The following is a 19,221-nucleotide window of genomic DNA, read 5'->3' as shown; positions in this document are numbered from 1 at the left end:
TCGCGCATCCATCGACACTCACCCCGACACCCCACCCCGGAACAACCGCCCTCGCTCGGTCCAGGCGACCACGAGAAGTGCCGATCCGCCGAGGCCTGCATAGCCGAGGCCGAGGGGCAGCACCGTGCCGTCGAAAGCGTGGCCGATGACGAAGCCGCAGAAGGCGCCGAGGATCGTGGTGTAGAATCCGAGGAAGGACGAGGCCGTGCCGGCGATCTCGCCGAGGGGCTGCAGGGCCAGCGCGTTGAAGTTCGGCATGGCGAAGCTGATCGTGAACTGGTTGCCGGCGAGCACCGTCAGGAACAGCCACAGGGGCGGATGCCCGGCATAGACGAGGCCGATTCCGACCTGGGCCAGCGCCACCGCCACGAACAGGGTGAGGCCCACATGCGAGAGCGGCCGCATCCCGAGGCGCCGCACCAGGCGGGCATTGACGAGGGTGGCCGCTCCCATGGCACCGGCCACCAGGGCGAAGGCGAGCGGGAACAGGGCGCCGAGCCGGTAGAGCCCGGTATCGAAGAGCTGCTGCGCCGAGCCGACATAGCCCATGATGCAGCCGGTCAGCAGCCCGAGGGCGGTGGCGTAGCCGACCGCCACGCGGGTGCGGAAGGTCAGGGAGACCGCCTGGCCGATCGACCGCAGGGAGAGCGGACGCCGGAATTCCGGGTGCAGCGTCTCCGGCATGCGCCAGGAGAACCAGAGAGCGAGGATGCCGGCCAGGGCCAGCATCGAGACGAAGACGTAATGCCAGGAGCCGAGTAGCAGCATCGCCCCGCCGATGGCGGGCGCGATCATCGGCACGATGAGGAACACCATCATGATCAGCGACATGACGCTGGCCATCTCGCGTCCCGAATAGCGGTCGCGCACGATGGCCGTGGAGAGGACGCGCCCGCCCGCCGCCCCGATACCCTGGATGACGCGGGCGGCCAGCAGCCATTCGAACGAGGGCGCGACCATGGCGAGGCCCGTCCCCGCACCGTAGACCGCCAGACTCCCGAGAAGCACGCGGCGTCGCCCGAAGGCGTCCGAGACCGGCCCGTAGACGATCTGGGCCACGCCGAAGCCGATCATGTAGACGTAGACGAGAAGCTGCAGCGCATTGGGATCGGCGACGGAGAACCGCGCCTGGATCGCGGGAAAGGCCGGCAGCAGATTGTCGATGGAGATGGCGGTCACCGCCATCATCAGGGCGACGATGCCCACGAATTCGCCGAAGCCCGGGCCGTTCCAAGCCGGACCGCCCTCCGGAATAGCCCGTTCCGATACCGGCCGGCCGCTCGGCGGAACCGGCCTCAAGGGTGCAGTCACTGGTCCTGAGCCTCGCTGCGGTCGCGGGCTCCTGCGCCGGCGACGTAGTGATGAAAAGTCAGCGGCCCGACCTCCGGTTGCGCCGGCCCTTCGCGTGCCGTCATTCCCGGAGGTCGGGCTCGGCTCGGAAGGGAGCTACTGCCCGCCGCCCGCCATCTGACCGAGCTTGTCGATGTTCTTGGTCACGAGGGCGATGTTGCCGTCGGAGGGCTTGGTCGGCTCGCCGGCGGCGATCGCCTCGTTGATGTCCTTCAGCGCGGCGGCCTTGTCCTTGGGCTTCATCTTCGTGTCGGCCTCGATGGCGGCGACCTGCTTCTTCAGTAGGGGCACGACACCGACATAGGTCTTCGTCTCGGGGTCCACGCCGTCCAGCACCGCCTCGACGCTGTCGGCCGCATCCTGCAACTCGTCGACGCTGGCAAAACCGTTCTTCTTCGCGATGGCCACGGCCTGGGCCTGGACCTTCGGATCGGGCTTCGTCGCGTTGCCGGCAGGGAGTTTCGCCAGTTCGGGCTGCGCCGCCACGAGGCCGTCGATGAGCGCCTGGGTCAGGGCGACCTCCTTCTGCTCCTCGGCCTCGGGGGCGGGAGCGGCGGGGGCGGGAGTGGCCTTGGCGGGTGCCGGCGCCTTCTGCGGCGACTGGGCGAAGCCGACCTGCGTGACCAGGGCGGTGGCCCCGAGAGCGAGGGATGCGGCCAGCATGACGCGAGTGGTGCGGCTCATGGATGTCAATCTTCCTGTTGCATCGTGGGGAAGGACCGCCATCGGCGGATCGGGTCCGGCCCCGACGGCTTGCGTCGTCCGGGGCACGAAGACGGGCCGTGTGGCGGAGCTTCGGGGCGAAACGGTGATCTCGGCACCGATGCCGATCACGGTTTCGCGGGAACGCCGATGATGCAGGCAGAGGATGGCGCCCCCGCGCAACCACGCCACATTTCTCCGCGACCTTGGCTTTCGCGACCTTGACCGGATCGTCGCCGACGGATCATCGCGTCTCATGCTCTCCCGCCTTCTCGCCTGTGCCTGCACCCTTTTGATGCTGCTCGCCGGCCCCGCCGACGCACAGGAGCAGGCTCTCCGAGCACCCATCGGGGGCGAGACGGAGGCGTTCACGCGCAAGGCTGCCGCGTTGATGGAATCCCACGCGGAAGGCGGCGTCTTCTCAGGCGCGGTGATCGTGGCGCGGGACGGCATCCCCCTGTTCCGCCGTGCCTACGGCCTGGCCGACCGGGAATGGGCGGTCCCCAACACGCCGGACACCCTGTTCCGCATCGGCTCCATCACGAAGCAGTTCACCGCGGCGGCAATTCTGAAACTGGCCGAGGCCGGCTCCCTCTCCCTCGACGATCCCGCCATCCGCTACCTGCCGGAACTGCCGCCGGCCTGGGCGCCGATGACGATCCGCATGCTCCTCAACCACAGTTCCGGCCTGCCCAATGTCACCGCCCTGCCGGGCTACGCGACCCAACTCGGCCGGATCGAGCGTTCGCCGATGGAGACGGTCGCCCTCCTTCACAACGAGGATCTGCTGTTCCCGCCGGGGACCGGCCACGAATACAGCAATACCGGCTACATTCTCCTGGCCGGCCTGATCGAGCGGGTCACCGGCCAGACCTTCGCGCGCTACCTCACCGACACGGTCCTGGCGCCGGCGGGGTTGGGGGCGACCCGTGACGCCGATCCGGGTGCGATCATCCCCCGGCGCGCCACCGGCTATCGCCGCGAGGCGGGCGAGTGGCGCCAGGCGCTGCCCCTGGCGGCCAGCGCGCCATCGGGCGCCGGCATGCTGGCCTCGACCCTCGACGACCTCGTGGCCTGGGACAGGGCCCTGTTCTCCGGCCGCATCCTGTCGGACGAGTCGCGCCGGGCGATGGTGACAGATTACGGCCACGGCTACGGCCTCGGCTGGTACATCGGCACGGCCTACGGGCGCCGGCTGTGGTCGCATGGCGGGTTCATCAGCGGGTTCAGCGCGATCAAGGATTCCTACCCCGATCTCGGGCTCACCATCGTCGTGCTCGGCAATACCGAGATCGTGCCGGCTCAGGCCCTCTCGCGCGAACTGGCGGCGCTCTATCTCGGGCAGCCGGCGCGGACCGAGATCAGCGTCGGCCGGACCGTCCTCGACCGCTATGTCGGTTTCTACCGAACCGGACCGCGCTCGGTCCTCGGCATCACCCGCGACGGCGACCGCCTGATCGCCCAGGGCCTCGGACAGGGATCGGGCGAGCCCCGCGTCAGTCTCACCCCGGAGAGCGACAGGGCCTTCGTGGCGCGGGACTTCGTCGGGCAGGACGGGACGATCCGCGTGGCGTTCGACATCGAGCCGGACGGGCGCCCGACCGGCGTGATGATCCACCGCGACGGCATCGAGCGGGCCGGGCCCAGAATCGACCGGGCGATCGCACGGCGGGTCACCGCCCGACGCTTCACCCGGCTGCCGTCGGGACGGTGAATCGCCTCCCAGCGGCATCGCCAGACCGCCGCAGAGGGGCTAGACTGTCCATGCGCGTAGCTCCCCGCCACAGAAGCGGGACCACGCGCCGACCCGCTCGATGCCGTCGCATCCGAGCCGGTTTGGCCAAAAGTCTATCTTGATTTGGCACCGCGTCCGGCTTCTGCTGGCGCTTACAAGAACAACATGGAGGATACGCACATGAACAAGCCGGAATTCCTGTCGTCGGGTACCAAGGCGCCGTTCTCGGCCCGTTACGAGAACTTCATCGGCGGCCAGTGGGTCGCCCCCGTCAACGGCCGCTACTTCGAGAATACCTCGCCGGTCACCGGCCGCGTCATCTGCGAGGTCGCCCGTTCGGACGCGCAGGACGTGGAGAAGGCCCTCGACGCGGCCCATGCCGCCAAGGAGGCCTGGGGCCGCACCGCGCCGGGCGAGCGCGCCCTCATCCTCAACCGCATCGCCGACCGGATGGAGGAGAATCTCGACCTGATCGCGCTCGCCGAGACCTGGGACAACGGCAAGCCGATCCGCGAGACGACCAACGCCGACATCCCGCTCGCCATCGACCATTTCCGCTACTTCGCCGGCTGCGTCCGCGCGCAGGAAGGCTCGATCTCCGAGATCGACCACGACACGGTGGCCTACCATTTCCATGAGCCGCTCGGCGTCGTCGGCCAGATCATCCCGTGGAACTTTCCGATCCTGATGGCCGTGTGGAAGCTGGCGCCCGCGCTCGCCGCCGGCAACTGCGTGGTGCTCAAGCCCGCCGAGCAGACCCCGGCCTCGATCCTCGTGGTCGCCGAACTCATCGCCGACCTGCTGCCGCCGGGCACCCTCAACATCGTCAACGGCTTCGGCCTGGAATGCGGCAAGCCGCTGGCCTCTTCGCCCCGTATCGCCAAGATCGCCTTCACCGGCGAGACGACGACGGGCCGCCTGATCATGCAATACGCCTCGCAGAACCTCATCCCGGTGACGCTGGAGCTCGGCGGCAAGTCGCCGAACATCTTCTTCGCCGATGTGGCCAACGAGGACGACGACTTCTTCGACAAGGCCCTCGAAGGCTTCACCATGTTCGCCCTCAACCAGGGCGAGGTCTGCACCTGCCCCAGCCGCGCGCTGGTGCACGAATCGATCTACGACCGTTTCATGGAGCGGGCGATCAAGCGGGTCGAGGCCATCGTCCAGGGCTCGCCCCTCGACGCGGCCACGATGATCGGCGCCCAGGCCTCGGGCGAGCAGCTCGAGAAGATCCTGAGCTACATCGACATCGGCAAGCAGGAAGGTGCCAAGGTTCTCACCGGCGGCGAGCGCAACACCCTCGAGGGCGATCTCGCGGAAGGCTTCTACGTGAAGCCCACCGTGTTCCAGGGCCACAACAAGATGCGCATCTTCCAGGAGGAGATCTTCGGCCCCGTCCTTTCGGTGACGACCTTCAAGGACGATGCCGACGCGCTCAGCATCGCCAACGACACGCTCTACGGCCTCGGCGCCGGCGTCTGGACCCGTGACGGGACCCGCGCCTACCGCTTCGGCCGGGCGATCCAGGCCGGCCGCGTCTGGACCAACTGCTATCATGCCTACCCGGCCCATGCGGCCTTCGGCGGCTACAAGCAGTCCGGCATCGGCCGCGAGAACCACAAGATGATGCTCGACCATTACCAGCAGACCAAGAACATGCTGGTCAGCTACTCGGCCAAGAAGCTCGGCTTCTTCTAGGATCTCAACGCATCGAGACCACCTTGCCCCGGCCGGGAACGGCCGGGGCTTTTTCATGCCCCGACCTCTGCGCGGAAACTATTCGCGCCAGCCGTAATCCCGCGCATGCGCGGCCGTTCGATGGAACACCAGCCGGCGGTCGTATTCGAGCGGGTCCTTCGGCTGGACCAGGGCGCCGGCAGGCACGTTGAGCCAGTCGACGAGGCGGGTCAGCATGAAGCGCAGGGCCGCGCCCCGGCACAGGATCGGCAGCGCCTCGACCTCGTCGTCCTGCAGGCGCCGCACGGACTGGTAGCCTGCGATCATCGCCTCGCCCTTGTCGGGGAAGAACGTGCCGTCGGGCTCGAAGCACCAGGCGTTGAGGCAGATGGCGAGGTCGTAGGCAAAGGCGTCGGTGCAGGCGAAATAGAAGTCGATCAGGCCCGACAGGTCGTCGCCGATGAAGAACACGTTGTCGGTGAAGAGGTCCGCATGGATCACGCCGGAGGGCAGGCCGCGCGGCCAGCCCGCCTGAAGCACCGCGAGGTCGGCGCGCACGCGCTCCGTCAGGCCCTCGGAGACGCTGTCGGCTGCGGGGCCGGCAGCCAGGAACAGCGGCTCCCAGGAATCCACGGAGAGGTTGTTGGCGCGGGTCATACCGAAATCGCTGCCGGCCCGGTGCAGCCCGGCGAGAGCGACGCCCAGGGCACGGCAATGGTCGGCGGTGGGGCGCTTGACCGAGACGCCCTCCAGAAAGCTCACGATCACCGCCGGCCGGCCGCAGAGTTCGCCGAGCGCCGCGCCGTCGCGCTTCGCGATGGGCTGCGGGCAGGCGAGGCCGCGCGCGGCGAGGTGCTGCATCAGGTTGAGGAAGAACGGCAGATCGCCGGCATCCACCCGCTTCTCGTAGAGGGTGAGGATGTAGGAGCCGGCGGTGGTGTGCAGGAAGAAGTTGGTGTTCTCGACGCCCTCGGCGATGCCCTTATAGGAGAGCAGCGTGCCGATTTCGTATTGGGCGAGGAAGGCGGTCAGCGCCTCGTCGGAGACCTCGGTATAGACGGCCACGGGCTTCGCTGACGTTGGAGGGCAGACATGAGAAGGGGCGCCCTTCGGCGCCCCCAGCGAGGAAAACCGGCGATGCGGCCTACTCGGCGGCTTCGCTGCGCAGTTCGCGCGGCAGTGGGAAGGACATGTCCTCCACCACCGTGGAGACCGTGTCGACGGTGACGTCGTAACGGGCGGCGAAGGCGTCGATGATCTCCTCCACCAGCACCTCGGGCGCCGAGGCGCCGGCGGTGAGGCCGAGCTTGCGGATGCCCTCGAAGGCCGGCCAGTCGATCTCCTCTGCGCGGAGCACGAGGCGGGTGATCGGGCAGCCGACGCGCTCGGCGACCTCGCGCAGGCGCTGCGAGTTCGAGGAGTTCGAGGAGCCGACGACGATCACGGCATCCACCAGCGGGGCCACCTGCTTCACCGCTTCCTGGCGGTTGGTGGTGGCGTAGCAGATGTCGTCCTTGTGCGGCCCGGTGATGGTCGGGAACTTCTGCTTCAGGGCGGCGACGATGTGGCGGGTGTCGTCCACCGACAGGGTCGTCTGCGTGACCCAGGCGAGGTTGTCGCGGTTATCGGGCTCCAGGGCGGCGATCTGCTCCAGATCCTCCACCAGGGTGATCGAGCCCTTAGGCAACTGGCCCATGGTGCCGACCACTTCCGGGTGACCCGAATGACCGACCAAGAGGACATGGCGGCCGCGCTTGTGGTGGATCTCGGCTTCGCGGTGGACCTTGGTCACCAGCGGGCAGGTGGCGTCGATGGTGACGAGGCCGCGATTGTCGGCATTGGCCGGGACCGTCTTGGCGACTCCGTGTGCCGAGAAGATCACCGGGGCGTTGCCGTCCGGCACCTCGTCGAGCTCACGCACGAACACGGCGCCTTTGCGCTTCAGGCTCTCGACCACGTATTTGTTGTGGACGATCTCGTGACGCACGTAGACCGGAGGTCCGTAGATCGCCAGCGCCCGCTCCACCACGTCGATGGCACGGACCACGCCGGCGCAGAAGCCGCGTGGCGCGCAGAGCAGGATCTCCAGGGGCGGCTTGGCCGAACCGTCGGGAAAGGTCTTCGAGAGAGGATCGCTCATGATAGCCGGGATGTGGCGAGGCGAGGCTGCCCCTGTCAACCTCCTATAGCGTAAAATGCGCCGCGGTGTCAGGGCGGACGGGGCACACCGGGGCGGGATCGGGAACGTCCCTCCCTTGCGTCACTTACCTGCGCCCCAGCATCCGGTCGCTGATGATCCGCCGCTGGATCTCGCTCGTTCCCTCGAAGATCGTCGTCAGCCGCGCATCGCGCCAGTAGCGTTCCACGCGCCGTTCGGTGGTGTAGCCGTTGCCGCCGTGGAGCTGCATCGCCTGGTTGGTGACGCGCACCGCCATCTCGGTGGCGAGAAGCTTCACCTTGGCGGATTCGCTCTCGGCCGCCTCGCCCTCGTCGAGGAGGTGGGCCACCTGCTGCCAGTAGGCGCGGGCCTGATCGACCTCCGCCGACATGTCGGCGAGCGCGAAGCGCAGGGCCTGGAACTCGCCGATCGGATGGCCGAACTGCTCGCGTTCCTGCAGGTAGAGCTGGCAATCCTCCACCGCCGCGCGGGCGACGCCGACGGCGCGGGCGGCGGTGTGGACGCGGGCGATGTTGAGGCCGCGCTGCACCGAGGCGAAGCCGCCGGAATCCGCATCGGCGCCACCGTCGCCGTAGAGGCCGGTGAGGCGGTCGCCCTCGGGCACGCGCACGCCGTCGAGTTCGAGCTCGAAGGTGAGAAAGCCGTGATAGCCGATCTTGTCGATGACATGCCCGGTCATGCCTTCCGGAAAGGTGCCCGGCTTCTTGACCACGAGGAACGGCTCCAGCCCGGCCGAGCGCGGCTCGCCCGGCTCCGGTTCGCGGGTGCGAGCCAGGACCTCGATGAAGTCGGCGGCCAGGGCGAATCCGGCCCAGCGCTTGGTTCCGGTAAGCACCCAATCGTCCCCGTCGCGCACGGCGCGGGTCTGGACGCCCGCGAGGTCGGAGCCGGCGGTGGGCTCGGACAGGGCGATGCCGCCGATCCACTCGCCGCGAGCGGATCGGCGCAGAAGCGCGCGGCGGCGCTCCTCGTCGAGGGTCTGGGTGCCGAGCCCCTGCCCCCGCGCCAGGATGCTGCCGACGGACAGCCAGGCGCGGGCCAATTCCTCCGAGACGAGGCAGTATTCGAACACGCCGAGGCCGAGCCCGCCATGCTCGGCGGGGATGGTGATGCCGAACCAGCCCTTCTTCGCCATGGCGTCGATGAGCGAGCGTGGCATCTCGGCCTTCTGCCGGTCGAGTTCGTCGGCCAGCGGCAGCACCACGTCGCGGGCGAAGCCGCGGGCCTCTTGCTGGAGCCGGGCGCGCGCCTCGCTGCGCCAGGGCGAGAACAGTTCGGGCGGACGCGGCTGCTTCAACTCCGGCTTCGACATGGGTCCTCCCGACATATTTTTTTAGCTTTGCCGTATCTCTTCAAAGCCTCGGCCCGGGCGGTGGGTTCCGGACAGAGCTAACCGGATCCAGCTCAGACGGCCCCCATGGCGTCTTCCAACACCGAAAACGTCTTCGGATCGGCGCAATGGGCCACGTTGAAGCGTAGGAACTCGCGCCCCCCCGTCCCGGTGCTGAAGGCGGCGCCGGGGGCCAGCACCACGTCCCTGGCGAGGGCGTTGCGGGCGACGTCGGCCGAATCGAGCCCGTCCGGCAGGCGCGCCCATAGGAACAGCCCCCCGCGCGGCTCGGTCCACAGGGTCAGGCCGCAGCGTTGCAACCGCCGCGCCGTCTCGCCCATGGCGCGGGCGAGCTTCTCGCGGATCTCTGCGAGGTGGCGGCGATAGGCGCCGTCGGTGATGAGGCGGTGCATCAGCGCTGCGGAGAGATGTCCGTTGCCGAGGCTCAAGGCGAGCTTCAGGTCGATCAGCCCCTCCACCCAATCGGGCCGCAGGGCGATGTAGCCGCAGCGGATCGAGGCCGAGAGGGTCTTTGAGAAGCTGCCCACCGCGATCACCCGGTCGAGCCCGTCGAACCCCGCCAGGCGCGGGGCCGGATCGGCTTCGAGATCGCCGAAGATGTCGTCCTCAAGGATGAGCATGTCGTGCGCCTCGGCGAGCTTGAGGACGCGGTGGGCCACGACCGGGGCCAGGGTGGCGCCAGTGGGGTTATGGAGCGCGGAATTGGTCAGGTAGAAGCGGGGTCGGTGCTCGACGATGAGCCGCTCGAGCTGCGCGACGTCCGGCCCGGTGGGTGTGAAGGGCACCCCCACCACCTTAGCCCGGTTCGCCCGCAGCAGCGCATGGTAGTTGAAGTAGCACGGGTCATCGACCAGCACGGCATCGCCGGGGTCGAGGAGGAACCGGCACAGCAGGTCGACCGCCTGGGTCGCCGAATCCGTCAGGACGATCTGGTCGGCCTCCGCCTCGACGCCCTTGTCGGCGAGCCGGCGGGCGATCTGGCTGCGCAGCGGCGGAAAACCGAGGGGCTTGTCGTAGCAGATCAGGTTCGAGTCGGGGTCGCGGGCGATGTGGCGCAGGGAGCGCCGGATCGCCTCCTCGGGCATCCATGACGACGGCAGCCAGCCTGAACCGGGCTTCAGCAAGTCCGGCCCGGATTGCATGGATTGCCGGGTGATCCAGAGGGGGTCCACTGCCCGGTCGAGCTGCGGCCCGATCTCCTTGAGGCAGAGCGGGCGGGTCTTGCCCGCCACGTAGAAGCCCGAGCCCCGGCGCGCGACGATGGCGCCTTCCGCGCCGAGGCGCTCGTAGGCCTCCACCACGGTGGATTTCGACACGCCCATGGATTCAGCGAAAGCCCGCACCGAGGGCAGCCGCGCGCCGGGCATGAGCTGGCGCCCGGCGATCCGCTCCGTGATCGCTGACGAGACCGTCTCCACCAGGGTGAGCGTCGCCCGCGCCGATCCCGCCATCTGTACTGCTCCACCGTCCGGACAATTCAGGGAAAGCGTACTGGACTGTCCCTGTCTCCGCCAGGGGCCCTGCGCGCATCACCGTCGAACGATCAAGACGGATAAGACGAGGACCACCGATGACCACGCTCCTGAAGCAGCAAGCCGGCTCCGGTACCGGCGACCGGGTCGGACGGCTCGCGCGGTTCGCTCGCCGGCTCCTGGCGAACGCCGCCGCCGGGTTGTCGCGCCAAGCCATCAATCGGCGCGTCCTGCACAAGCTCTCGGTGATGTCGGATCGCGAGCTGAAGGATATCGGCCTGATCCGCCAGGACGTGACGGATGCGGGCGCCGGAGAGGCCGATGCCTCCCAGTTCCTGATGAGCCGCCGGGACGAGAGACGGGAGGCCCGCCGCCCTCGGATCGTTAAGATCTGATCAAGATGGCGAAACGTGCATTATTGAGCATGACTTCGAATTCGCCATGCCGCCAAACTGGTCATTCGGGCGGTGATTGAGGTTTATCCGTGGTCTGGTTCTACCAGACCTGCAGGCACCGCAAGTCTATTGAGGCTAAGTGTTCGATCGCACGTCATTCACGACGGATGGGGCGCACATCACCCCCATCACCTTCCTCGTCGTGCATCACCTTACCTCTGCGTGAATGTGCTTCGAGAACTTGGATACTAGGATCATGAACAGCACCCTCAACTGGACCCCGGGCGACGCAGCAGCCGATCAGGTCGGACGGGCCACCCGCTTCGTCGGCCGCCTCCTCACCAAGGCCGCGTCCCTGGTCTCGCGCAACGATGTGGACGAGCGCGGCCTCGTGGAGCTCGGCTCCCTCTCCGAGCGTGAACTGAACGATATCGGCCTGACCCGCTGGGACGTCCTCGACGCCTACGACGCACCCTCGCCCTCGGACGCCACGAAGGTGCTCCTGGCCCATCGCGCCGTCCGTCAGGTCACGCGCCGCTTCGCCTGAACCGCGTGCCGCTCCGCACCGGTGATGGATTTGACACCGCCCGTCCACGCCATGCAGGCGTGGCGGGGGCGGTGCCCCTGGTCTAAGAGGGAGACAAGGCGATGCGCCTGCGGCACCGGCCGCAGGCGACACCACTCCTCTCAGACCGGATCGACATGGCGAGCGCCTCCACCCATGTGAGCTTCCTGCCGCCGGTGCTGACCTTCCTGTCGGCAGCGGTGATCGGCGTACCGATCTTCCGCCTGATCGGGCAGAGCGCGGTGCTCGGATACCTCGTCGCGGGCGTCATCATCGGCCCCTTCGGCTTCTCGCTCATCGCCGAGCCGGAGACCGCCGCGAGCGTCGCGGAGCTCGGCGTCGTCCTCCTTCTCTTCATCGTCGGTCTCGAACTCGAGATTTCCCGGCTGATCTCGATGCGGCGCGACATTTTCGGGCTCGGTGCGGCACAGCTGCTCCTGTGCACCATTGTGCTTGCCGGCGCGGGCGCCCTGTTCGGGCTCACCCCGGCCGCGAGCCTCGTCATCGGCGTCGCCCTCGCTCTGTCGGCCACGGCGGTGGCGCTGCAGCTTCTCGAGGAGCGCGGGGACCTCGGCACGCCCTATGGCGGCCGCGCCTTCGCGGTGCTCCTGTTCCAAGACATCTCCGTCGTGGCCATCCTCGCTCTGATGCCGCTCCTCGCCTCCACCGGCAGCTCCGGCAACGATGCGTGGCTCGGGCATGCGCTGACATCCACGGGAACGGTGGGCGCAGCCCTCCTCGCCGTGGTGCTGGTGGGCCGCTACGGCCTCAATCCGTTCTTCAGCCTGCTCGCGGCCAGCGGCGCGCGCGAGGTGATGACGGCGGCGGCCCTCCTCGTGGTGCTCGGCACCGCGATGCTGATGGAGCATGTCGGCCTGTCGATGCCCATGGGCGCCTTCCTCGCCGGCGTCCTGCTGGCCGAATCGAATTTCCGGCACCAGCTTGAAGCCGACATCGAGCCGTTCCGCGGCATGCTCCTCGGCCTGTTCTTCATGAGCGTGGGCATGTCCATCGACGGCGGCCTGCTCAGGAGCGCGTGGCCCGCCCTGCTCGGCGCGACGGCGGCGGCCATCCTCATCAAGGTCGGGCTGGTGGCCGGACTGTTCCGCCTGTTCGGCTCGCCCTGGCTCGATGCGGTGCGCGGAGCGGCGATCCTCGCGCCGGCCGGCGAGTTCGCCTTCGTGCTGCTGCCGGCGGGGGCCGAACTCGGCCTGATCGACCAGCCCTCCACACGCTTCGCGGTGGCGCTGGCCGCCCTCACCATGCTGGTCGGCCCCGTCGCCGCCAAGGCCCTCGACGGCTACCTGTCCCGCCGCCGGCCGGAGGCGGCCGTACAGGTGCCCGACCAGATCGAGAGCACCGAGGCCCGCGTTCTCGTGGTCGGCTTCGGCCGTTTCGGGCAGATCCTGACCCAGGTCCTGCTGGCAGAGGGGATCAGCGTCACGGTGATCGACAAGGACGTGGAGCAGATCCGCAGCGCCTCGCGCTTCGGGTTCCGCATCTATTACGGCGACGGCACCCGCCTCGACGTGCTCCGCGCCGCCGGGGTGGGCCGCGCGGAGCTCCTTTGCATCTGCGTCGACGACCCGCAGGCCGCCCTGAAGATCGTCGACATCGTCCACGAGGAATTCACGGCGGTGCGCACCTATGTCCGCGCCTACGACCGCATGCATTCGGTGGAACTGATGAACCGGGACGTGGATTACCAGCTGCGCGAAACGGTGGAATCGGCCATCGCCTTCGGCCGTGCCACCCTGGAAGGGCTCGGCATCCCGGCGGAATCCGCCGCCGCCACGGCCCAGGACGTGCGCAAGCGCGACGTCGCCCGCCTCGTCCTTCAGCAGGCGGGCGCATTGCCGGAGGAATCGCGCTACGTGGGCGGCAGCCCCGAGATCAAGCCGGAGCCGCTCACCGTGCCCAAGCGTCCCTCGCGAGCCCTGAGCACCGAGACGCGGGACATCATCGGCATGGAGCGGCGCGAGGCGGCGACCCGTACGCTGCAACCCCAGGACACCCCGTCGGATGCCTGACACCCGCAAGGCGGCGGGAAATCCCGCCGTCCGACAGGAGGCCGGACGGTTCGTCACGGGATCGATCCTGCGGCACGTGGTGGTGATGACCGGCACGGGCTCCATCGGCCTGATGGCGATCTTCGTCGTGGACCTGCTCTCGCTGATCTACGTCTCCAAGCTCGGCGACCCGACGCTCACGGCGGCGGTGGGTTTTGCCACCATCGTCCAGTTCTTCGCCATCGCCATCAATATCGGCCTGATGATCGCCGCCGGGGCCCTGGTCTCGCGGGCCATCGGCGCCGGCGACGAGGCCGGTGCCCGGCGGCTCGCCACCTCGGCCTCGATCCACGGCATCGTCGTCTCGGGCATCCTCGTCCTTGCGATGCTGCCGGTCCTGCCGTTCATCCTGTCGTGGATCGGCGCCGATGCCGAGACGCTTCCGGTGGCCGAGCGCTTCCTCTGGATCGCCCTGCCCTCGAACCTGCTGATGGGGCCGGGCATGATGTTCTCCGGCCTGCTGCGCGCCGTCGGGGCGGCGCGGCAGGCCATGTACGTGACGCTCGGCGGCGCCATCGTCACCGCCGGTCTCGATCCCCTCCTCATCTTCACGGCGGGGCTGGGGATCGACGGGGCGGCCATCACGACTTGCGTGGCGCGGGCGACCTTCGCCCTCGTCGGCCTGTGGGGCGTGCGCCAGCACCGGATGTTGGCCGTCCCCACATTGGCGGACGTGATCGCGGACGCGCCCACCGTGTTCAGGATCGCCCTGCCCGCCGTGCTCACCAACCTCGCCCCCTCGGTGGCGAGCGCCTTCATCGCCCATGCGCTGGCCAAGTTCGGCGCCGTGGCGGTGGCCGGCAACGTGGTGATCGACAGGCTGTCCCCGGTGGCCTTCGGCGGGCTCTTCGCCATGTCCGGCTCCATCGGCCCCATCCTCGGCCAGAACTGGGGAGCGGGGCGGTTCGACCGCATGCGCGGCGTGCTGCGGGACGGGGCGCTGGTGACGGCGGCCTATGTGGCGGTGGTCTGGATCGCCCTGATCGTCTTTCGCGGACCGCTGACGAGCCTGTTCGAACTGACCGGCGCCGCCGCCGACCTCTTCGTCTTCTTCTGTCTCGTGAGCGGGGGCGTGTGGTTCTTCACCGGGCTGCTGTTCCTGGCGAACGCCTCGTTCAACAACCTCGGCTTTCCCTTCCTGTCGACCTTCCTCAACTGGGGCAGGGCGACCATCGGGACCGTGCCCCCGGCCCTCCTCGGAGCCCATCTCTACGGCCCGAAGGGCATCATCGCCGGGGTGGGCTTCGGCTCCGTCGCCTTCGGGGCGATCGGGATCGCCCTCGCCTTCCGGACGGTGGCGCAGCTGGAGGAACGGACCGATCTCGCACCGACAATGCCCGCCGAAGCCGATGCGGATGCCTCCGGAGGCGATATTCCGGCCCCGGAGAGGCCGAACGCACTGGTTTAGTACCGGGACGGGCATGATCCCGGGCTGGTAAGTACGGTCGGGATGCGACAGAGTTCGCGTCTCCACAGCAGGCCGGAGCTTTTCGGCCTGGCCGCGATGGGATCATGAGGCCGCCGCCATGTTCAACCTGTTCGATCTCATGCAGGCGCAGGGTGGCATGGGTGCCAACGTTTTCGGCCAGCAATTCGGCCTGTCGCCGGACCAGACCCGCCGGGCCATGGAAGCCCTGATGCCGGCCCTGACCCTCGGCCTTCAGCGCAATGCCGCGGCCGATCCCACCGGCTTCACCCAGATGTTCAGCTTCATGGACCCGACCGCGGCCACCTCCGCGCAGGCCAAGCCGCAGATGGATGCCATGATGCGCCAGCTCTTCGGCTCGCAGCATCTTGGGCAGGCCGTGCTTCAACAGGCCGCGGCGGTGAGCGGCGTGGCGACGCCTGCCCTCCGACAGATGCTGCCGCTTATGGCCGGGATGGTGGTGGCGGGGATCGTCCACGTCATGATGAACCCGAGCCCGGCGGCTCCGGCCCCGGCGCCGCCGGCTTCCCCCTTCGGCATCCCGACCCATCCCTACTGGACCGAGATGATGAACACGTTCATGTCGGCGGGCGGCTCGATGCTGGCGGCGCCGAAAGACGTCACGTCCTCGCGCGCGACGCCGGCCCCGAGAAGCCTGCCGCCGGCACGCTTCTTCCCGGAGCCCACCCAATCCGCGAGTCCAAGGCCTGCCTCGGGCTCCAAGCCCGCCTCGGGCACCAGGCCCAATTCCGCTGAAGCGGCGCAAGGCTCGGCACTGAACCCATTCGACCTGCTGCAGCAGATGTTCCAGTCCGGGCTGGAGGCTCAGCAGGAGAACGCCAGGACGATGCAGAGCTTGTTCGACAGCCTGTGGCGCGACGGGATGACGGCAGTGGACCCGTCGAAGGCGAAGCCCACGGCCAAGCCCGGCCCCACGCGGCGCTGAGGATAGCGCGGCCCCTCAGCTACTCCGGGCGACGGCGTTACCGATATACTGGTACATTGCCCCGACCCGGTCGGCATAGAGATGCAAGGCCGTGACGATCGCCAGGAAGATCAGGCCGGTGATCAGCGCGTATTCGATCGCGGTCGTGCCGCGCGTGTCCCGGCGGAACCGGGCGACGATGCGCGAGAGACGGGGTCGGGTCACGGTCCGGTCCCGCGTCGTCGTATCGGTTGTCTCGACATTCGTCATGGAAGCGGGGCGATCCTCGACGAGCCGGCGCAGGTAGTCCTGCGCCGGAAATCGTTGCCGACCGTTTAAGTGCGTCGCAGAAAACGCCCGGTTCGCCGTCATGACCGCCGTGAGGAAAGCAGGTGACCGGAGATCAGTCCCGTCCGGCTTCCTTGCGCAGGGCATCGATGCGCTTCGAAGCCTCGGCCTTGTCGAGATCCGGCTCGAAGGAATCCGGCGACTTCGCCTCTTCCGACAGGGTCTTGAGGTAGGAGGCCTGCGCGCCGGTCATCGGCTCGTCGCCCGTGGTCCACTCGCTCGGATCCTTGATCCGGTTCGACGCGTCGCCACCGGCCGTCTTCGGGTTCTCGTTCTCGTCCGTCGCCTGCTTCTTCGTCATAGCCCTACCTCGTTCATGAATTGTTCTCTTCACAACGAGGGCCTCGCCGACAGGTTCCGAACCATCGCCCCTCCCCCCGGCGAATGTCGGAAGCCGGCGCGCCGCGGACTCGCGCAAACGTGAGGCGTCGTGGCCCACGGTGCCTCGGCGACATTCGAGCCCGCTCGGGAGGCGACGGCACCTTGATTTTCCGCACGTGCGCCAGATTTCGCTCACGGTCCCGGATCGCGCGAGGGTTGCCGTGTCCCGAGGCGTCGCACGCCTCGCGCTACCGCCGGCGACAGACCGGCGGCCTGGGGATTCCAACTCTGCGCCAAGGGAAATATTGATGAACGAGATGACGATCGAAAAGACGAAGACCGAGTCCTACCCGATGGAAGGCCGGTGCCCGTTCGGAGGCGACCGCATCGGCGGAGCCCTCGGCAGCCGCCCGGCCCTCGAGAACTGGTACCCGCACCGCCTCAGGGTCGAGCTCCTGCACCAGAACGGCGTAGCGGCCGATCCGCTCGGACCGGATTTCGATTACGCCAAAGCCTTCGAGACCATCGACCTCGACGCGCTCAAGAGCGACATCAAGCGGTTCCTCACCTCGTCGGTGGCGTGGTGGCCGTCCGACTACGGCAATTACGGTCCGCAGATGATCCGCATGGCCTGGCACTCGGCCGGCACCTACCGCATCGCGGACGGGCGGGGCGGCGCCGGCACCGGGATGCAGCGTTTCGCACCGATCTCGAGCTGGTGGGACAACGGCAACACCGACAAGTCGCGCCGCCTCCTGCAGCCGATCAAGCACAAATACGGCAACGCCCTCTCCTGGGCCGACCTGATGGTACTCACCGGCAATTGCGCCCTGGAGATCATGGGCCTGCCGACCTACGGATTCGCGGGCGGGCGCCTCGACGCCTGGGAGGCGGACGACGCCACCTACTGGGGTCCGGAGGTCGTCGAAATGGGCTCGGTGTCGAGCTTCGACGACATGGTCAACCGGGACAAGCGCTGGCGCGGCAAGAATGGCGATGCCGATTACGACCTCGAGAACCCCCTCGCCGCCTCCCACCAGGCGCTGATCTACGTGAACCCCGAGGGGCCCTACGCGAACGGCGACCCGCAGGGCTCGGCCAATGACATCCGCGTGACGTTCACCCGCATGGCCATGAACGACGAGGAGACCGTGGCGCTCATCGCCGGCGGCCACGCCTTCGGCAAGAGCCACGGCATGACCCCCGCCAAGGAGATCGGACCGCCGCCGGAGATGGCGCCGATGGAGGCGATGGGCCTCGGCTGGCACAACCCGAAGGGCACCGGCGCGGGCAAGGACACGATGACCAACGGCATCGAGGGCAGCTGGACCCCCGACCCGACGAAATGGGACAACGCCTACTTGGAGAACCTCTTCAAGTTCGAGTGGGAGCAGACCAAGAGCCCTGCCGGTGCCCTGCAATGGACCCCGACGGATCCGAACGCGCCGCGGACGCCCGACGCGCACGTCGCGGGGCAGTCGCATCCCCTGATGATGATGACCTCCGACATCGCCCTCAAGGTCGACCCGGAGTACCGCAAGGTCTGCGAGAAGTTCCTCAACGACTTCGACGCCTTCACGCAGGCCTTCTCCAAGGCGTGGTACAAGCTCACCCACCGCGACATGGGTCCCAAGCACCGCTACCTCGGCCCGGAGGTGACGATCGAGGACGGCCTGCTCTGGCAGGATCCGATCCCCGATGCCGCCTACGCCCCGGTGGGCGAGGCCGAGGTCGTCACGCTCAAGCAGGCGATCCTGGCCACGGGCCTCTCGGTCTCGGATCTGGCCTTCACCGCCTTCTCGGCGGCCTCGACCTACCGCGACAGCGACAAGCGCGGCGGCGCCAATGGCGGCCGTCTCGCGCTTGCCCCGCAGAAGGACTGGGCCGTCAACCGCCGGGCCGCGCCCGTGGTCGAAGCACTCCGCGGGGTCATGGCCGAGTTCAACGGTGGCCGCACGGACGGCAAGCAGGTCTCGCTCGCTGACCTCATCGTCCTCGCCGGCTGTGCCGCCGTGGAGAAGGCCGCCAGGGATGCCGGGGTCGAGACGCAGGTGCCGTTCACGCCCGGCCGGGTCGACACCACGCAGGAACTGACCGACATCGAGATGTTCCAGTGGCTAAAACCCGTCGTCGACGGCTTCCGCAACTACGTCGATGACGGGTTCGGAGCGATGGCGCCGAGCCTGTCGCCGGAGGAGATGTTCCTCGACAAGGCCAACCTGCTGACGCTGACCGCGCCGGAATGGGTGGTGCTGACCGGCGGCTTGCGGGCTCTGAACGCCAACCACGATGGCTCGAACCGGGGCATCTTCACCGACCGGGTGGGCGTGCTGACGACGGACTTTTTCCGAACGCTGACCGACACGAACCTGGTCTGGGAGAAGGCCGACGCCGCCGGCACTACCTTCGCTCTGAAGGACCGCGAAACCGGACAGGCGAAGTTCGACGCCACGCGCAACGATCTCGTCTTCGGATCGAACGCGCAGCTGCGCAACATCGTCGATGCCTATGCCGGCAGCGATGGCCAGAGCCGGTTCGTGGCGGATTTCGTCCGGGTCTGGGACAAGGTGATGATGCTCGACCGCTACGACGTGAAGGGCCACCGGCGTCACGGCCCCATGGCGGCCTGAAAGTGGTCGCCCGATCGACCACGGTCCGTATGAGCCCGCCCCCCGTCCCACCGTCTGGCGGGGCGGGGGGCGT

The 19,221-nt window shown here is 68.3% G+C and carries 16 protein-coding genes; 8 read left to right on the top strand and 8 right to left on the bottom strand.

The genetic code is table 11. The features are described 5' to 3' along the window. Positions 1 to 18: 18 nt before the first annotated feature. Entirely contained in the window at positions 19 to 1,185 is a 1,167-nt protein-coding gene (locus tag K368_RS0109105) for a multidrug effflux MFS transporter (protein WP_027172121.1), read from the bottom strand. A 261-nt stretch (positions 1,186 to 1,446) separates the two neighbouring features. Beyond that, the gene (locus K368_RS0109100) at positions 1,447 to 2,034 is read right to left on the bottom strand and encodes a hypothetical protein (RefSeq protein ID WP_027172120.1); all 588 of its coding nucleotides are present in this window, start codon (positions 2,032 to 2,034) and stop codon (positions 1,447 to 1,449) included. A 184-nt stretch (positions 2,035 to 2,218) separates the two neighbouring features. Between K368_RS0109100 and K368_RS0109095 the strand changes: the two genes are divergently transcribed. Together K368_RS0109095 and adh are read left to right on the top strand one after the other, a co-directional pair. Then, on the top strand, positions 2,219 to 3,766 hold the full coding sequence (locus K368_RS0109095) for a serine hydrolase (protein ID WP_245259545.1): 1,548 nt from the start codon (positions 2,219 to 2,221) through the stop codon (positions 3,764 to 3,766). A gap of 201 nt (positions 3,767 to 3,967) precedes the next feature. Further along, positions 3,968 to 5,488, top strand: coding sequence for an aldehyde dehydrogenase (adh, locus tag K368_RS0109090; protein ID WP_027172118.1), 1,521 nt, complete (start codon positions 3,968 to 3,970; stop codon positions 5,486 to 5,488). 78 nt (positions 5,489 to 5,566) lie between these two features. On the opposite strand, the gene thrB is transcribed toward adh, so the two are convergent. The 4 genes from thrB to K368_RS0109070 form a co-directional block, all read right to left on the bottom strand. Beyond that, positions 5,567 to 6,532 (bottom strand): homoserine kinase, encoded by a 966-nt coding sequence (gene thrB / locus K368_RS0109085; RefSeq protein WP_027172117.1) that lies wholly within the window; start codon positions 6,530 to 6,532, stop codon positions 5,567 to 5,569. Positions 6,533 to 6,611: 79 nt separating this feature from the next. Continuing rightward, a complete protein-coding gene (ispH, locus tag K368_RS0109080; protein ID WP_018045088.1) occupies positions 6,612 to 7,607 on the bottom strand; it encodes a 4-hydroxy-3-methylbut-2-enyl diphosphate reductase in 996 nt (331 codons plus the stop codon). A gap of 124 nt (positions 7,608 to 7,731) precedes the next feature. Continuing rightward, a complete protein-coding gene (locus K368_RS0109075) occupies positions 7,732 to 8,958 on the bottom strand; it encodes an acyl-CoA dehydrogenase family protein (RefSeq protein ID WP_027172116.1) in 1,227 nt (408 codons plus the stop codon). 92 nt (positions 8,959 to 9,050) lie between these two features. Beyond that, the gene (locus K368_RS0109070) at positions 9,051 to 10,448 is read right to left on the bottom strand and encodes a PLP-dependent aminotransferase family protein (RefSeq protein WP_027172115.1); all 1,398 of its coding nucleotides are present in this window, start codon (positions 10,446 to 10,448) and stop codon (positions 9,051 to 9,053) included. Positions 10,449 to 10,567: 119 nt separating this feature from the next. Here K368_RS0109070 and K368_RS0109065 point away from each other — a divergent pair, with 119 nt between their 5' ends. The 5 genes from K368_RS0109065 (at position 10,568) to K368_RS0109045 (ending at position 15,870) form a co-directional block, all read left to right on the top strand. Further along, on the top strand, positions 10,568 to 10,864 hold the full coding sequence (locus K368_RS0109065) for a DUF1127 domain-containing protein (RefSeq protein WP_027172114.1): 297 nt from the start codon (positions 10,568 to 10,570) through the stop codon (positions 10,862 to 10,864). A gap of 256 nt (positions 10,865 to 11,120) precedes the next feature. Then, complete coding sequence (locus K368_RS0109060; protein ID WP_027172113.1) at positions 11,121 to 11,411, top strand: DUF1127 domain-containing protein; 291 nt, start codon at positions 11,121 to 11,123, stop codon at positions 11,409 to 11,411. A 155-nt stretch (positions 11,412 to 11,566) separates the two neighbouring features. Beyond that, positions 11,567 to 13,459, top strand: a complete 1,893-nt coding sequence (locus K368_RS0109055; RefSeq protein WP_027172112.1) for a monovalent cation:proton antiporter-2 (CPA2) family protein — start codon at positions 11,567 to 11,569, stop codon at positions 13,457 to 13,459. Then, the gene (locus tag K368_RS0109050; protein ID WP_027172111.1) at positions 13,452 to 14,906 is read left to right on the top strand and encodes an MATE family efflux transporter; all 1,455 of its coding nucleotides are present in this window, start codon (positions 13,452 to 13,454) and stop codon (positions 14,904 to 14,906) included. Before K368_RS0109055 ends, K368_RS0109050 begins: the two co-directional genes overlap by 8 nt. A 118-nt stretch (positions 14,907 to 15,024) precedes the next feature. Further along, a complete protein-coding gene (locus tag K368_RS0109045) occupies positions 15,025 to 15,870 on the top strand; it encodes a DUF937 domain-containing protein (protein ID WP_027172110.1) in 846 nt (281 codons plus the stop codon). Between the two features lie 15 nt (positions 15,871 to 15,885). Here the strand turns inward: K368_RS0109045 and K368_RS0109040 are convergent, their stop codons facing one another. Then, the gene (locus tag K368_RS0109040) at positions 15,886 to 16,119 is read right to left on the bottom strand and encodes a Flp family type IVb pilin (RefSeq protein ID WP_027172109.1); all 234 of its coding nucleotides are present in this window, start codon (positions 16,117 to 16,119) and stop codon (positions 15,886 to 15,888) included. Between the two features lie 133 nt (positions 16,120 to 16,252). After that, positions 16,253 to 16,498 carry a DUF3072 domain-containing protein gene (locus tag K368_RS0109035; protein WP_027172108.1) on the bottom strand — a complete coding sequence of 82 codons (246 nt, stop codon included), beginning with the start codon at positions 16,496 to 16,498 and terminating at the stop codon, positions 16,253 to 16,255. A gap of 328 nt (positions 16,499 to 16,826) precedes the next feature. Between K368_RS0109035 and katG the strand changes: the two genes are divergently transcribed. Then, on the top strand, positions 16,827 to 19,148 hold the full coding sequence (gene katG / locus K368_RS0109030; RefSeq protein WP_027172107.1) for a catalase/peroxidase HPI: 2,322 nt from the start codon (positions 16,827 to 16,829) through the stop codon (positions 19,146 to 19,148). Positions 19,149 to 19,221: the final 73 nt, after the last annotated feature.

The sequence above is a fragment of the Methylobacterium sp. 10 genome (genome assembly GCF_000519085.1).
In the GTDB taxonomy this organism is placed as follows: Bacteria; Pseudomonadota; Alphaproteobacteria; order Rhizobiales; family Beijerinckiaceae; genus Methylobacterium.
The sequence above is the reverse complement of the archived record's forward strand: the minus strand, read 5'-3'. Positions and strand labels throughout refer to the sequence as shown.